The 14,632-nt window shown below is 73.4% G+C and carries 15 protein-coding genes; 9 read left to right on the plus strand and 6 right to left on the minus strand.

All coding sequences use genetic code 11. From position 1 onward, the window contains the following. Positions 1–219 precede the first annotated feature (219 nt). Entirely contained in the window at positions 220–831 is a 612-nt protein-coding gene (gene rpsD, locus H3H34_RS00835) for a 30S ribosomal protein S4 (protein WP_194743377.1), read from the plus strand. On the opposite strand, the gene H3H34_RS00840 is transcribed toward rpsD, so the two are convergent. From H3H34_RS00840 to H3H34_RS00855, 4 genes are read right to left on the minus strand one after another with little or no spacing between them, the layout of a single operon-like run. Beyond that, a complete protein-coding gene (locus H3H34_RS00840) occupies positions 819–1,157 on the minus strand; it encodes a hypothetical protein (RefSeq protein ID WP_194743378.1) in 339 nt (112 codons plus the stop codon). The two genes, rpsD and H3H34_RS00840, sit on opposite strands and share 13 nt — an antisense overlap. Further along, positions 1,144–1,545: a hypothetical protein gene (locus tag H3H34_RS00845; protein WP_194743379.1), complete on the minus strand. Its 402-nt coding sequence runs from the start codon at positions 1,543–1,545 to the stop codon at positions 1,144–1,146. Before H3H34_RS00845 ends, H3H34_RS00840 begins: the two co-directional genes overlap by 14 nt. A 42-nt stretch (positions 1,546–1,587) precedes the next feature. Further along, complete coding sequence (locus H3H34_RS00850; protein ID WP_194743380.1) at positions 1,588–2,421, minus strand: DsbA family protein; 834 nt, start codon at positions 2,419–2,421, stop codon at positions 1,588–1,590. Next, positions 2,418–3,839 (minus strand): M48 family metalloprotease, encoded by a 1,422-nt coding sequence (locus H3H34_RS00855; protein ID WP_194743381.1) that lies wholly within the window; start codon positions 3,837–3,839, stop codon positions 2,418–2,420. Before H3H34_RS00855 ends, H3H34_RS00850 begins: the two co-directional genes overlap by 4 nt. 128 nt (positions 3,840–3,967) lie before the next feature. Here H3H34_RS00855 and tpiA point away from each other — a divergent pair, with 128 nt between their 5' ends. The 8 genes from tpiA (at position 3,968) to H3H34_RS00895 (ending at position 11,012) form a co-directional block, all read left to right on the plus strand. Next, entirely contained in the window at positions 3,968–4,684 is a 717-nt protein-coding gene (tpiA, locus tag H3H34_RS00860; RefSeq protein WP_194743382.1) for a triose-phosphate isomerase, read from the plus strand. After that, positions 4,681–5,310, plus strand: a complete 630-nt coding sequence (locus H3H34_RS00865; RefSeq protein ID WP_194743383.1) for an anthranilate synthase component II — start codon at positions 4,681–4,683, stop codon at positions 5,308–5,310. The genes tpiA and H3H34_RS00865 overlap by 4 nt, the downstream gene beginning before the upstream one ends. Next, the gene (gene trpD, locus H3H34_RS00870; protein ID WP_194743384.1) at positions 5,307–6,308 is read left to right on the plus strand and encodes an anthranilate phosphoribosyltransferase; all 1,002 of its coding nucleotides are present in this window, start codon (positions 5,307–5,309) and stop codon (positions 6,306–6,308) included. Before H3H34_RS00865 ends, trpD begins: the two co-directional genes overlap by 4 nt. A 9-nt stretch (positions 6,309–6,317) precedes the next feature. Beyond that, complete coding sequence (gene trpC, locus H3H34_RS00875; protein ID WP_194743385.1) at positions 6,318–7,109, plus strand: indole-3-glycerol phosphate synthase TrpC; 792 nt, start codon at positions 6,318–6,320, stop codon at positions 7,107–7,109. After that, positions 7,106–7,594, plus strand: a complete 489-nt coding sequence (gene moaC / locus H3H34_RS00880; RefSeq protein WP_194743386.1) for a cyclic pyranopterin monophosphate synthase MoaC — start codon at positions 7,106–7,108, stop codon at positions 7,592–7,594. The genes trpC and moaC overlap by 4 nt, the downstream gene beginning before the upstream one ends. Next, entirely contained in the window at positions 7,584–8,786 is a 1,203-nt protein-coding gene (locus H3H34_RS00885) for a molybdopterin molybdotransferase MoeA (protein ID WP_194743387.1), read from the plus strand. Before moaC ends, H3H34_RS00885 begins: the two co-directional genes overlap by 11 nt. A gap of 86 nt (positions 8,787–8,872) precedes the next feature. Next, complete coding sequence (gene lexA, locus H3H34_RS00890) at positions 8,873–9,556, plus strand: transcriptional repressor LexA (protein ID WP_194743388.1); 684 nt, start codon at positions 8,873–8,875, stop codon at positions 9,554–9,556. Positions 9,557–9,698: 142 nt separating this feature from the next. Further along, positions 9,699–11,012, plus strand: coding sequence for a serine hydrolase (locus H3H34_RS00895; protein WP_194743389.1), 1,314 nt, complete (start codon positions 9,699–9,701; stop codon positions 11,010–11,012). A 45-nt stretch (positions 11,013–11,057) separates the two neighbouring features. Here H3H34_RS00895 and purL read toward each other — a convergent pair whose 3' ends face one another. Both purL and H3H34_RS00905 read right to left on the minus strand, forming a co-directional pair. Continuing rightward, on the minus strand, positions 11,058–13,253 hold the full coding sequence (gene purL / locus H3H34_RS00900) for a phosphoribosylformylglycinamidine synthase subunit PurL (protein ID WP_194743390.1): 2,196 nt from the start codon (positions 13,251–13,253) through the stop codon (positions 11,058–11,060). Between the two features lie 25 nt (positions 13,254–13,278). Continuing rightward, complete coding sequence (locus H3H34_RS00905; RefSeq protein ID WP_194743391.1) at positions 13,279–14,565, minus strand: serine hydrolase domain-containing protein; 1,287 nt, start codon at positions 14,563–14,565, stop codon at positions 13,279–13,281. Positions 14,566–14,632 lie beyond the last annotated feature (67 nt).

A 14,632-nucleotide genomic window follows, 5' to 3' on the forward strand; every position in this document is an offset into this window, starting at 1 on the left:
ATGCGGGAAACCACCGGCGCCTAGCCGAGCGGAGGAGGGGCGTCAACAATGGCTTGACCTCGGGCCCGCAGTCGCCTAGGCGGCGCGCCTCGCATTCGGCCCCGCACGCCCGGTGAAGCGGCGGCCCGGTGGCTCCCGAGGGCTTCCGCGCGGTTCCGGGTATCCTCTCTCACGAGGCGCCGTGCCGCACGCCTGCGGCCGGCAAGCGAAGGATGGACCATGTCGAAGCGCACGAGCGCTAAGTACAAGCTCGACCGCCGGATGGGCGAGAACATCTGGGGTCGTCCGAAGTCTCCCATCAACCGCCGCGAATATGGCCCGGGCCAGCACGGCCAGCGGCGCAAGGGCAAGCTCTCCGACTTCGGCCAGCAGCTGAAGGCGAAGCAGAAGCTCAAGGGCTACTACGGCGACGTGACCGAGAAGCAGTTCCGCAAGGTCTACGCCGAGGCCGTCCGCATGAAGGGCGACACCTCGCAGAACCTGATCGGCCTGCTCGAGCGCCGGCTCGACATGGTGGTCTACCGGGCCAAGTTCGCCCCCACCATCTTCGCCGCGCGCCAGATCGTGAACCACGGCCACGTGCGGGTGAACGGCAGGCGGTGCAACATCGCCTCCGCGCGGGTGGCGCCGGGCGACGTGATCTCGCTCTCCGACAAGGCCCGGGAGATGGCGCTGGTGCTCGAAGCGCGCGAGTCGGCCGAGCGCGACGTGCCCGATTACCTCACGGTCGACGGCTTCGAGGCCACCTACGTGCGGGTGCCGGCGCTCGACGAGGTGCCCTATCCGGTCAAGATGGAGCCCAACCTCGTCGTCGAGTTCTACTCGCGCTGATCCCTGGCCACGAGCGGCGCAAGCGCGGCGAACACGCTCGTGAGCAGCCGCTGGCCGCGAACCCGGCCGAGGACGCGGACGTGGCGGAGGATGTTGGCGAGGTAGAGCTTTTGGCATTCGAGGGCGAAGCGCGCGTCGGCAGCGCCGATGTGGCCCTTGCGGAGCGAGTCCGCGGTTGCGTGCGCGATCCCGGCCAGTGCCTCGAGGTGGGGCAGGATCTCGGCCCGGGCCACCTCCCAGCTCTCGCCGGCGACGCGTGCAGCCGCGTCCTTGAGCGTCTCGGCGATCGCGGCGGCAGATGGCAGCAGGCGCTCAGCGGTGGGCATGGGCTGGCTCCCCGCCGAGCAGGGCATGGGTGGCAGCCGCCAGCCGGCAGGTCTCGCGCACGGCCGAAAGCGCAAGCAGCCGCTCGTCAACGGCCCGATGCGCAACCGCTGCCACCCCGTCACGGCAGGCGGTGACCGAGGCAGCGATGGTCCCGAGCGGCTGGCCGGCGGCCTGCCGGGCGACAGCCCGCGCGGCCGCCTGTGCGGCCTGCCTGTCTGCCTCCGCAAGGTCGGGCGGCGCCGCGGCAAGCGCCCGCTCGACGGCAGCGAGGTGGCGGGCCAGCGCCGGATCGGGCGGCGGGAGCGGGCCGGAGGCGCAGGCCGCGAGGACAAGCGCAGCGGCGAGGGCGGCGAGGCGGGCAGGGGCGGATAGGGGGCGATTCGTCATGCCCCCAGAAATGACCGAAACGGTTAATGTAGGACAGGCTTGTCAGGCTGCTGGCTTGCCGGAGGCCACGCCGTTGCCTGCGGGCGCTGCGATGGCCGGGTCTGCTGCCGCCGGCGGCCGCCTGCGCGCCTCGGCGATTGCCTTGCGCAGCTCCTCGATCCCGACGGCCCCGGCGATGATGCGGTCGCCGACGATGTAGCTCGGCGTGCCGGTCAGCCCGAGCGCGCGGGCGAGTGCCAGGTTCGAGTCGATCTCGGCGCGGATGTCGGGGTCGGCGAGATCGGCGACGAGCCGGCGCTCGTCGAGCCCGGCCTTGCGGACCGCGGGGATGAAGGCGGCGTCGCTCAGGCGGCCTTCGCGGGCGAAGGCGGCATCCAGGAAGGCGCGGTAGCGGCCCTGGCGGGCGGCCGAGAGGCTCGCGCGGGCAAACTTCTCGCTCGTCTCGCCGAGCACCGGGAAGTCGCGCCAGACCACCTTGAGCTTCGGGTCCTCGGCGAGAAGCCGGTCCACGTCCGCCTTGCCCTGCCGGCAGTAGGGGCAGGCGAAGTCGAAGAACTCGACGAGCACGACATCCGCGTCTTCCGCGCCGGCCCAGGCGCCGGCGAAGGGGGTTTCGATCGCCTGCCGGTTGCTGGCAAGGAGCCGTGCCACCTCGCGGTCCTGCAGCTTCGTGATGGCGTCGGGGATCACCTGCGGGTCGGCCAGGATGGCCGCGCGCACCTTCTCGGCAAAGGCCCTGTCGCCTGCGGGCGGGTCGGGTTGCGGGTCGAACGCGTGCAACCCCAGCGCGCCGAGCGCCGCGCCAAGCGCGACCGCGAGCGTGAGCGCGATCCACAGGGGCACCCCGCGCCGGGCGGGGCCGGAGGCTTCGGTCATCGGCGCTGAGGCTCCTGCCGGTCGCGGTCCCTGAGGCGCAGCCGCTCGATCTCGCCCTGGCTGGCGAGCGCGATGTCCTCGGCGCGGAGGAAATCGGGCGTGCCGCGCGGCAGGCCGGCCATGGCGGTGCGGGCTGCCTGCCGGGCGACGCGCGGGTCACCACCGGACAGGCTGATCCGCTCGGCAGACGCGAGCGCGGCCCGCGGCGCGTCGCCCTTGAGCTCGTAGATGGTGCCAAGCTGACGCCAGGCGAAGGGGTTGCGTCCGTCGCGCTGGACGACGGCGCGCAGCACCTGCTCGGCCTCGGCGAGCTTCGCGGCATCTGCGCCGTCGTTGCTGGCCTGGAGGAGCGCGTGACCCAGCATCCCGGCGATCAGCGGCTCCCCGCGGGAAAGCTCGACCGCCCGCCGCAGCGGGGCGATCGCCTCTTCAACTCGCCCGGATTCGAGCAGGATCTGTCCCTCGAGTTCGCGGGCATAGGGGTCATCCGGCCGGCGGGCGACGACGGCCTTCACTTCCGCAAGCGCCTTCTCGGGGAAGGCCGCCTTGTGAAAGGCGTAGGCGCGGGCGAAGCGCGCGGCCTCCGACGTGTCGGTCTCGGGATAGGCTTCGAGCACGGTCTCGAGCGGGTAGAGGAAGCCGATGAGCTTGCCGCGCACGCGGTCGTAGCGGCGCTGCAGCTCGGCGTCTACCGGCGCGTTCCAGCTGGGGGAGGCGCGCAGGACGTTGTCGAGCGCGCGGATCCTCTCGCCGGAGAGGGGGTGGGTGCGATTGTAGCTGTTGGTCTGGGGGATCGCGAGCCGATACTCCTCGCCCTGGAGCTGCTCGAAGAAGCTGATCATGCCCCGGCCGCTGATGCCGGCGCGGTTGAGGTAGGCGGCGCCGGCCTGGTCGGCCCGGCTTTCCTGCTCGCGGTTGAAGGAGAGGATCTTCGCCTGCGCGGCCTGCTGGCCGGCCATGATCGCCGCGAGGCCCGCGTCGCCCGCGCCGGCCGCCATCGCCGCCGCGCCGAGGATGAGCGAGAGGAGCGAGATGGTGGAGGCAGGGCCTGCTCCCTCGCCCCACCGCACCGCATGGCCTCCGGCGATGTGGCCGAGCTCGTGCGCCATCACGCCCTGCACCTGGTTCACGTCCTTGGCGGCGACGAGCAGGCCCGAGTGGAAGAAGACGTTCTGGCCGCCGGCCACGAAGGCGTTGATGCTGCTGTCGCCAACGAGAAGGATCTGGACCGAACGGGGGTCGAGCTCGGCGGCGGCGATGAGCGGGGCGGCGATGTCCCGCAGCAGGGCTTCGGTCTCGGCGTCGCGGAGGATGCTCTGGGCGCGCGCCGGCGCGGCGGCCAGCTGCGCCAGCACGAGGAGCAGGGCCGCGAGGAGGCCGACGATCCCGTTCCCGAGCCGGAGGCGGGGGGCAGGCATGCGGGGCATCGCTCGTTCCATCGCGGCGCGTCCGGCTTGCCGCCGGGCGTGCCGCCTGTCTAGTGGGCAGACCTGCCGTGGCGGGTGCCACCTGAACGCACGGAGAACGGGGCACGGGATCTTCGCGCATGCAGCTCATCGTGGGCAACTGGAAGATGCACGGGCGGCTCGCCAGCGTCGCCATCGTCGAGGCGCTGGTGCGTGCCGGTCCCGTCGAAGGGGTCGAGCTCCTCGTCTGTCCGCCCGCCACGCTGGTGGCCCGCCTGGCCGAGGCGGCCCGCGGCAGCCATGTCGCGATCGGCGCGCAGGATTGCCACCCTGCGCCCGAGGGCCCGTTCACGGGTGACATCGCCGCCGAGATGCTGGCCGATGCCGGAGCGACCCACGTGATCGTCGGCCATTCCGAGCGGCGTATCGGCCATGCCGAGACCGATGCGCTCGTCCGCGACAAGGCCTCCGCAGCCCAGCGCGCCGGCCTCGTTCCCATCGTGTGCATCGGCGAGACGCTGGCCGAGCGGGAGGCGGGCGAAACCCTCTCCGTCGTCGCGCGCCAGCTTGCGGGCTCGCTGCCGGAAACAGGCCGGTTCGTCGTCGCCTACGAGCCGGTCTGGGCGATCGGCACGGGCCGCACCCCCACCCCCGAACAGGTGGCCGAGGTCCACGCCTTCGTCGCCGCCCGCCTTCCCGAAGGCACCCCGGTGCTCTACGGCGGCTCGGTCAAGCCCGAGAATGCACGGGGGCTGCTGGCCGTTCCCCATGTCGGGGGCGCGCTCGTTGGCGGTGCAAGCCTCACGCCGCGGGACTTCCTCGCGATTGCCGCAGCGGCCCCGGGAGCAATCGCGTGATCCTCGTCATCGACAACTACGACAGCTTCACCTTCAACCTCGTCCACTATCTCCTCGAGCTGGGGGCCGAGGTCGAGGTCCGGCGCAACGACGCGCTCTCCGCGCGTGACGCGCTCGCCATGGCACCCGACGCCCTGCTGCTGTCCCCGGGGCCCTGCACGCCCGACGAGGCCGGGATCTGCCTCGAGCTCGTGCAGCGTGCTGCCGAGGCGCGCGTTCCGCTGCTTGGCGTGTGCCTCGGCCACCAGGCGCTTGCCCAGGCCTTCGGCGGCCGGGTCGTGCGGGCACCCACCCTCATGCACGGCAAGACCTCCCCCGTGCAGCATGACGGCAGCGGGGTCTTCGCCGGTCTGCCCTCGCCGTTCACCGCCACGCGCTACCACAGCCTGGTGGCCGAGCGCGCCAGCCTGCCGCCCCTCCTCGTGGTGAATGCCTGGACCGAGGACGGCGTCGTGATGGGCCTTCGCCACGCGACCCTGCCGCTTCACGGCGTGCAGTTCCACCCCGAGTCGATCGCGACCGAACACGGCCACCGGCTGCTGGCGAACTTCCTGGACCTCGCCGGCATCCCGCACGCCGACGTCGGGCCGATCGCGGCTGCCCACGCTGCCGGCCTCGTCGCGTGACCCGCCTGCCCGATCCTTCGCGCCCGCTCGCTGCAGATGCCGCGCACGCGGCCTTCGCCGCCATGCTCGACGGCGACGTCGACGACGCGGACATCGCCGGCTTCCTCCGGGCGCTCGCCGCGCGCGGCGAGACGGCCACCGAGATCGCCGCAGCGGCCGCGGAGCTGCGGGCGCGGATGCTGGCGATCGCCGCCCCTGCGGGCGCCATCGACCTCTGCGGCACCGGCGGCGACGGCAGCCACAGCCTCAATGTCTCGACGGCCGCGGCCTTCGTGGTGGCCGCCGCAGGCGTGCCGGTCGCCAAGCACGGCAACCGCGCGGCCTCCTCGCGCTGCGGCGCTGCCGACGTGCTCGAGGCGCTCGGCATCGCCCTCGATCTCGCGCCGGACCGGCTCGAGGCCTGCCTCGCCGAGCTGGGGGTCGCCTTCCTGTTCGCCCAGCGGCACCACCCCGCACTCGCCCGGCTCGCGCCCGTCCGCCGTGCGCTTGGCATCCGCACCATCTTCAACCTGCTCGGGCCGCTCGCGAGCCCGGCGCGCGTCACCCGCCAGCTGGTGGGCGTGTTCGCCCCCGCCTGGCTTGCGCCCATGGCCGAGGCAGGCGTGGCCCTCGGGCTCGAGCGGGTGCTGGCGGTCCACGGGGCGGGCCTTGACGAGATCGCCGTCCACGCCCCCTCCGAGCTCCTGTGGGCGACGCCCGCAGGCCTTGTGAGCGAGCGCTTCTCCCCCGAGGCGGAGGGTCTTGCCCTCCATCCCCGGGCCGCGATCGCCGGCGGGGACGCCGCCCACAACGCGCGCATGCTGGAGGCCGTGCTGGCCGGCCGGGCGGACACGCCCGAACTGCGGGCCTATCGCGCGATCGTCATTGCCAACGCGGCCGCCGCGCTGCGGCTGGCCGGGCGCGCGCAAGGCTGGCCTGAGGCCATCGGCCTGGCCCGGGCCAAGATCGACGACGGCAGCGCCGCCGACAGGCTCGCGCGGCTTGCCGCCTTCCGCTAGGAGGCAGCCATGCCAGCGGACCGGCTCGGGCCCATCCTTCAGGCCAAGCGCGACCATGTAACCGCCCGCAAGGCGGTGCGGCCGCGCGAGAGCCTCGACCTCGCCGGCGCGCCGCCGCCGCGGGGCTTTGCGGCGGCACTTGCCCGCGCCCGCGAGGCGGGCCGGCCCGGGCTCGTGGCCGAGATCAAGAAGGCAAGCCCGAGCCAGGGGCTCATCCGCGCCGACTTCGACGTTGCCGCCCTGGCGCGCGCCTTTGCCGAGGGCGGGGCGACCTGCCTGTCCGTGCTCACGGACGAGCCCTTCTTCCAGGGTGCCGACCGCAACGTCGGCCTCGCGCATGCCGCCACCAACCTCCCCATCCTGCGCAAGGACTTCATCGTCGACAGCTACCAGGTGGCCGAGACCCGCGCGCTCGGTGCCGACTGCCTTCTCCTCATCGTCGCGGCCCTCGACGATGCCCGGCTCGCCGATTTCGCGGCCGAGGCGCGGGCGCTTGGCCTCGACGTGCTGGTCGAGGTGCACGACGAAGCCGAGCTCGAGCGGGCGCTTGCCCTCGACACGCCGCTCATCGGCGTCAACAACCGCGACCTGCGCACCATGACGGTGGACCTCGGCACGACTCTCCGGCTCGCGGCCCTGGTTCCGCCCGACCGGCTCCTCGTCGCCGAGAGCGGCATCCGCGGCCATGCGGATCTCGCCCGGCTCCACGCTGCCGGCGTGCCAGCGTTCCTCGTGGGCGAGAGCCTGATGCGCGAGAAGGACGTGGCCGCCGCCACCCGCGCGCTCCTCGGATCCCCGTGACGGGCGGGCTCACCCACCTTGATGCGCGCGGCGCGGCGCGCATGGTCGACGTTGGCGCCAAGCCCGAGACGCGGCGGGTGGCCGTGGCCGAAGGGCGGATCCGCATGGGAGACGCCGCGCGGGCCGCGATCGCGGCCGGCGCGGTGGCCAAGGGCGACGTGCTCGCCGTTGCCCGAATCGCCGGGATCATGGCGGCGAAGAAGACCGCGGAGCTCGTGCCGCTGTGCCATCCGCTGCCGCTCGACTCGGTTTCGCTTGACCTTGCGCTCGCCGACGACGGCGTGATCGCGCGCGCCACCGTCGAGGTCACGGGGCGCACGGGGGTCGAGATGGAGGCGCTGACTGCGGTCTCGGTGGCGCTGCTTGCCGTGTACGACATGGCCAAGAGCCTCGACCGGGCCATGGTCATCGAGGGCGTGCGCCTGCTTGCCAAACAGGGCGGCAGGTCCGGGGACTGGACCGCGGGCGCGCCGGGTGGCGGCTGACCTGCTGCCGGTGGCGGCCGCGCAGGCGCGCCTCGTCGAGGCGGCTGCGCCGCTCCCGCCCGAGACGGTTCCGCTTGGCGCGGCCTGCGGCCGGGTGACGGCCGCACCGCACGCGGCCCGGCTGGCCCAGCCTCCCGCCGATGTCTCGGCGATGGACGGCTGGGCCTGCCGCTTCGCCGACCTGCCCGGCCCGCTCGAGGTGGTGGGCGAGTCGGCCGCGGGCCGGCCCTGTTCCGGCGAGGTCGGGAGAGGGCAGGCGGTCCGCATCTTCACCGGCGCGGTCGTGCCGGCGGGGGCGGACACGGTGGTCGTCCAGGAGGAGATGGCGGCGGCGGGACGCGCCGTCCGTCTCGCCGGTGAAGGCCCGGCCGGGCCTGGCGCCAATATCCGTCGGGCGGGACAGGACTGTCGCGCGGGCGAACGTCTCGTCGCTGCCGGGGTCCGGCTCGGGCCGGCGCATCTCGGGCTTCTGGCCGCGGGCGGTCTGGCCGAGGTCTTGGTCCACCGCCGGCCCCGGGTGGCGCTGCTTGCCACTGGCGACGAGCTGGTGCCGCCCGGAGCCGAACCGGGGCCCGGCCAGATCGTCTCGTCGAACGGCGTGATGCTCGCAGCCCTTCTCGCCCGGTCCGGTGCCGAGGTCATCGACTGCGGGATCGTGCCCGACTCCCGCGCCGCGCTCAGCGCAGCCTTCGCGCGCGCGGCCGCCGCGGCCGACGTCGTCGTGACGCTCGGCGGCGCGTCCGTTGGGGACCATGACCTCGTCGCACCCGTCCTGCGCGAGGCTGGCGGCACGCTCGACTTCTGGCGTCTCGCGCTCCGCCCGGGCAAACCTTTGCTTGCCGGGTGGCTGGGGCCGGCGCGCGTCCTCGGGCTGCCGGGCAACCCTGTCTCGGCCTTCGTGTGCGCCACGCTCTTCCTGCAGCCGCTCGTCCGGCGCCTTCAGGGCGAGGAGTCCTGCCTTCCCGTCGAGACCTCGGCCCTGGCTGCCGTCGATCTCCCCGCCAACGGCCCCCGCCGCCACTATCTGCGCGCCCGCCTCGTGCCCGCCGAGGGGCTGCCTGCCGTCCGCCCGTTCGACCGGCAGGACAGCTCGCTGCTTTCGGTGCTTGCCGAGGCAGATGCACTTCTGGTGCGCCCCGAGCACGGGCCTCCGGCGCCGGCGGGCACGGTCGTTCCGGTGATAAGGCTCTGAACAGGCTTGACCGTCTCGCCTGAGTTCGCCTAATGTTCCTGCCATGTTCGGCAGGAGCATGGCATGACTCGGCAGGCGGTCCGGCGATGCTGACGGCAAAGCAGCACGCGCTCCTGAGCTTCATTGCCGCCCGGCTCGAGGAGACGGGTGTGTCGCCCTCGTTCGAGGAGATGAAGGCGGCGCTCGATCTTCGCTCGAAGTCGGGCGTGCATCGGCTGGTCGAGGCGCTGGTCGAGCGAGGGTTCCTGCGGCGGCTGCCCAACCGCGCGCGCGCGCTCGAGGTTCTGCGGCTTCCCGGCGACGTGGGTGCGCGGCCTGCCGGTGGCCGCACCGCGACGGTGACGGACATTGCCGAGGCCCGCGCCCGGGCCGCTGCGCGGGCGGCACCGGCCGTCCGGGCGCTGCCGTTCGCCGGCCGCATCGCGGCAGGCCGCCCGATCGAGGCGGTGGAAGACCGGGAGACGCTCGAGGTCCCCGCCGACCTTCTCGGTGCAGGCGAGCACTACGCGCTCCAGGTCGTGGGCGACTCGATGGTCGAGGCCGGCATTCTCGACGGGGACTTCGCGCTCATCCGCAAGTGCGAGGAGGCCCGCCCCGGCGACATCGTCGTCGCGCTCATCGACGATACCGAGGCCACCCTCAAGTATTTCCACCGGGAGAAGGGCATGATCCGCCTCGACCCGGCCAATGCCGCCTATCAGCCGCAGTTCTACCTGCCGTCGCGGGTGAAGATCCAGGGGCGGCTCGCCGGCCTGCTCCGCCGCTACTGAGGGGCAGCGCAGGCCCATGTCGAGCGGGTGGGCAGCGCAGTCCGCGCTGCGTCGTCTCGGGCCGGGCAGGCCTTGCGGATGGCGCGAGTTGCGCCAATCGTGCCTTGCGTCTGCCGTCCCGCTCGCCCTGTGGCTGCTCGCCATGACGGCACCTGCCGAAGCGGGCCTGCCGCCGTGCGGGGATCGCCTCGGCGCGCCGGTGCGCGCGGCGATCGCCGGCCATCTGGCAAGCGGCGCCAGCCCCGGCCTTGTCGTCGGCCTGATTGGCCCCGCGGGCGCCTGCGCCGAGGCCTTCGGCTCGGCGGGCAACCGCCGGCTCCGGGTCTCCGACCGCTTCGAGATCGGCTCCATCACCAAGACCTTCACCGCCCTGCTTCTGGCCGAGCGCGCCGGGGCGGGTGCCGTCGGCCTCGACACCAGGCTCGGCGACCTCCTCGGCGCCGAGGCGGGAGGGGCTGCCGGCGTGACGCTCGGGCAGCTGGCCAGCCACCGATCCGGCCTTCCGGCCCAGCCGCCGCAGCCGCCCGCGACCGATCCGGCCAATCCCTACGCCCGGCTCCGCTGGTCCGATCTCGTGGCCGCGCTGGCCGGGTTCGAGCCGCCGCCCGTCGCGTCGGCCTATCTCTATTCCAATCTCGGCATGGGGGTTCTGGGGGAAGCGCTGGCGCGGCAGGCCGGCATGCCATGGGAAGGGCTTCTGCGCCGCCGCCTGCTGCGTCCGCTGGCGCTCGGCCAGATTGGCACCGGCGCGTCTGGCCTGGTTCCGGCCCATGTGGGGGCCGCGCGCGTTCCCCACTGGGAGCTGCCGGCGATCGCTGGCGCCGGCGCGCTCAGGGCCGATTCCGCGGCGATGCTGCGCTGGCTCGCGCTTCAGCTGCGGCCGCCCGCCGGGCCTCTGGGCGCTGCCATCCGGGCAACGCATGTGCCGCAGGGGCCAACGCCCATCGCGGGCAGCCGGGTGGCGCTCGCCTGGCATGTCCGCGAGACGCCCGGGCATCCGGCCATCTGGTGGCACAATGGCGGCACGGGAGGGCACCGCAGCTTCGTCGGCTTCGTGCCGGCCACGGGGTCGGGCGTCGTCCTGCTTGCCAATGGCGAAGGTGCGCCCGACGCCATCGGCTTCCACCTGCTCGATGCCGCGCGGCCCCTGCCGGTGCCGCGGGCCCATCGGTCCGCCGATCCCGCCGATCTCGCCGGCCTCCCCGGCCGCTACCGCCTGCCCGATGGTTCAAAGCTGCGGGTGCTGCGCGAGGGCGAACAGCTGTTCGTCGCCGGCCCGGAGGGCGGCCGAACCGGTCTCTATGCCGAGGGGCCGGGCCGCTTCTTCCTGCGCGCCCTGCCACTCTCGGTCGCGGTGCACCACGACGGTGAAAGGGTCGAGGCGCTCCTCATCGGCGAAGGGGCCGAGGCCGCGCGCGCCGACCGCCTGGCCGACCCGTCGGGCCCGCGGGGCTGACGGGGCCTCCGCCCGCGCCGCGCCGGCTGCCAGGGCCCGCGGGGGTCAGCCCATCGCTTTGGCCGCGCTCCCCATGAGGGCCGGGAAGAAGCGCTCGTGGGCCGCCCGCAGCGCCTCGAGCGGGATGGCGCCGTGACCCTCGACCGCAAGCGCCGCGCCGCCCGTTTCCCCCAGCCGCACGAGCGGCACGGGGCAGGGCGGCAGCTCGGTGCCGGCAGGCGTGGTGGCGAGGTAGCGCCCCTGGTCCTCGCCAAAGGCCATGGCCGTCGCCGCCCCCTCCGGCAGCGCGATCGCAGCGCCGATGCCACCGCCAAGCGCCATCTCGGCGAGCGCCACGAGGAGCCCGCCGTCGGAGAGGTCGTGCACCGCCGTCACCCGGCGCTCCGCGATCATGCGGCGCACCCAGTCGCCGGCCGCGCGCTCGGCGGCAAGATCCACCGGCGGCGGCGGGCCGTCCTCGCGGCCCCGGCATTCGCGCAGCCACAGCGACTGGCCGAGATGGCCGCGCGTCTCTCCCACGAGCCAGATCGTCTCGCCCGCGGCCTTGAACGCCGGGGTGGCCGCCTCGGCCCAGTCGGCCAGCAGGCCGACGCCGCCGATCGACGGGGTGGGCTGGATCTTCCGCCCCTCGGTCTCGTTGTAGAGGCTGACGTTGCCGGAGACGACGGGAAAGTCGAGCGCGAGGCAGGCCGCGCGCATGCCTTCGATGCAGCCGACGAACTGGCCCATGACGACCGGGTCGGTGGGGGCGGCGAAGTTCATGCAGTCGGTGATGGCAAGCGGTGTCGCGCCGGCGGCGGTCAGGTTGCGCCACGCCTCGGCCACCGCCTGGGCGCCGCCTGCCACCGGATCCGCGGCGCAGTAGCGGGGCGTGCAGTCGGCGGTGAGGGCCAGCGCCATGCGCGTGCCATGGACGCGGACGACGGCAGCGTCTCCCCCGGGCCGCACCACCGTGTCGGCGCCGACCATGTGGTCATACTGCTCCCACACCCAGCGGCGCGAGGCGAGGTCAGGCGAGCCCATGAGCTGCACGAGGTCACGCAGGAGGTCCGCAGACGCGGGCGCGTCGGCAAGCGGCGGCGGCGGGGGCGTCCGCACCCAGGGCCGGTCGTACTTCGGCGCTCCTTCCGAGAGCGGGCCGAGCGGAAGGTTGGCCACCTGCTCGCCGTGGAAGAAGAGCTGGAGCCGGCCGGTCGAGGTGATCTCGCCGATGACGGCGAAGGCCAGGCCCCACTTGCGGAAGATGGCTTCCGCCTCGGCCTCCCGGCCGGGTTTCAGCACCATCAGCATCCGCTCCTGGCTTTCGGAGAGCATGAACTCGTAAGGAGTCATGCCCGTCTCGCGCGCCGGCACCCGCTCGAGGTCGAGGCGGATACCCACTCCGCCCTTGCTCGCCATCTCGACCGACGAGGAGGTGAGCCCGGCTGCCCCCATGTCCTGGATGGCGATGACGGCATCGGTCGCCATCAGCTCGAGACAGGCCTCGATGAGGAGCTTCTCGAGGAACGGGTCCCCCACCTGCACGGTCGGGCGCTTCTCCTCGGAGCTCGCGTCGAACTCGGCCGAGGCCATGGTCGCGCCGTGGATGCCGTCGCGGCCGGTCGCCGAGCCGACGTAGACGACGGGGTTGCCGACGCCTGCGGCAGCCGAGCGGAAGAGGCGGTCGGCGCGGGCCACGCCGACGCACATGGCATTCACGAGGATGTTCCCGTTGTAGCTGGGGTGGAACCGCACCTCGCCGCCGACCGTCGGCACGCCGACGCAGTTGCCGTAGCCGCCGATGCCGGCCACCACGCCCCTGACGAGGTGCCGGGTGCGCGGGTGGTCGGGCGCGCCGAAGCTGAGCGCGTCGAGGAGCGCGACCGGGCGCGCCCCCATGGTGAAGACGTCGCGGAGGATCCCACCCACACCGGTTGCCGCGCCCTGGTAGGGCTCGATGAAGCTCGGGTGGTTGTGGCTCTCCATCTTGAACACGGCGGCAAGGGGGTTGCCTTCCGGGTCGGTGCCAATGGCGACGGCGCCGGCATTCTCCCCCGGGCCCTGGATGACCCAGGGCGCCTCGGTCGGGAGCCGCGCGAGGTGAAGCCGCGACGACTTGTAGGAGCAGTGCTCCGACCACATGACCGAGAAGATCCCGAGCTCGAGCAGGTTCGGCGCGCGGCCGAGGTGCTCGAGGATCAGGGCATATTCGTCGGGCGAGAGGCCATGGTCGGCGACGATCTCGGGAGTCACGGCGGTCATGGCCCGGCCTTAGCGGTGCGGCCGGCTAGCCGCCAGCGGCCTCCCGCGGCTGGGGCACGAGCGTGGCCGCGCCGGGTGCGAGACCGCGCAGGATCCGGTTGAGGAAGGCGGCATTGTCCCACTCGGGGCTCTTCGGCGGGCTCTCGCCCATCCGCAGCACGATGAGCCGGGCAGACGGCACGATGAAGACCACCTGGTTCGCGTTGCCGTCAAAGAGGAAGGTGTCGGCTGCCAGATAGGGCTCCGAGTGGAGAACCTTGGGCGCCGGCCGGTTCGGGTTGGCGAAACCGCGCCGCTCGACATAGGGGCCGGCAACCCAGACGCCGAGGCCATAGTGGGGATTCTGGGGGGTGGCACGCCGCATCTCCCCGACATAGCCCTCCGGCAGCAGCCGGCGGCCGTTCGCGACGCCGTCGTCCATGAGCAGCCGGGCAAGGCCGAGGAAGGTGCGCGCCGGCAAGAGGATGCAGCAGCCCGAATGGGCAAGCCCGCCGGGCCGGTTCACCCAGACCTGGCCCCCGGCAAGCCCCGCGGGCTTCAGCACTTCCTCGGAGAGGAAGCGGGCGTAGCGCATGCCGGTCGCCCGCTCGATCACGAGCGCGACGAGCTCGGAGGTCACGTTGGCATATTCGTAGACACTGCCGGGCGGGTCGGTCAGTGGATACTCCTCGAGGATCACCCGCTCGTGCACCGGCGAGAGGTAGGCACGCGACCAGATGTTCGAAGGATCGGTCGAGAAGCCCTGTGCGAGAAGCCCAGAGCGCATGTCGAGGAGGTGGCGCACCCGCATCTCGGCCTTCGGCGTGCCCCGCCACTCGGGCAGGAAATCGGCGACCGGCTGGTCGAGCGAGCGGATGCGGCCGAGCGCGATCGCGCGGCCGACGGCGATGGCGGTCAGCGGCTTGGCAAGCGATTTCGCGACGAGCGGCGTCTCGGCCGTGGCGCCGCCGAAGTAGCGCTCGGCCACCAGCGCGCCATCGCGCCAGACGAGGAAGGCGGAGGAGCGCGCAGCCTCGGCGACGCGCGCGGCCTCGGCAAGTGCCCCCGGGTCGAGGCCCTTGGCCTGCGGCGGAGCGACAGGCAGGCGGGCGGGCCGCCTGGCGCCCGGCACGGCCTCGAGCGGGTCGTAGCTCGCCGCCGTCTCGCCGCTGCCGGCCATCTGCGCGCGGAAGCGCTCAAGGTAGATCCGCTCGGCCTCCTCGGCCGACATCGGCGGATAGGCGGGCGGCGCGGCCGCGGCCGGCGCGGCAGCGAGCACGAGGGCGGCGCGAAGCATGGCAAGCAGGCGCAGCATGGCCCATCCATGTTCCACGGTCCCCGCGCCTCCGTCCGCTGCCCCGCCCGTTTCTCCGCTTGGCGGAGATTTGCGCCAGCCGCCC

Source organism: Thermaurantiacus tibetensis (assembly GCF_015354055.1).
GTDB classification, from domain to species: domain Bacteria; phylum Pseudomonadota; class Alphaproteobacteria; order Sphingomonadales; family Sphingomonadaceae; genus Thermaurantiacus; species Thermaurantiacus tibetensis.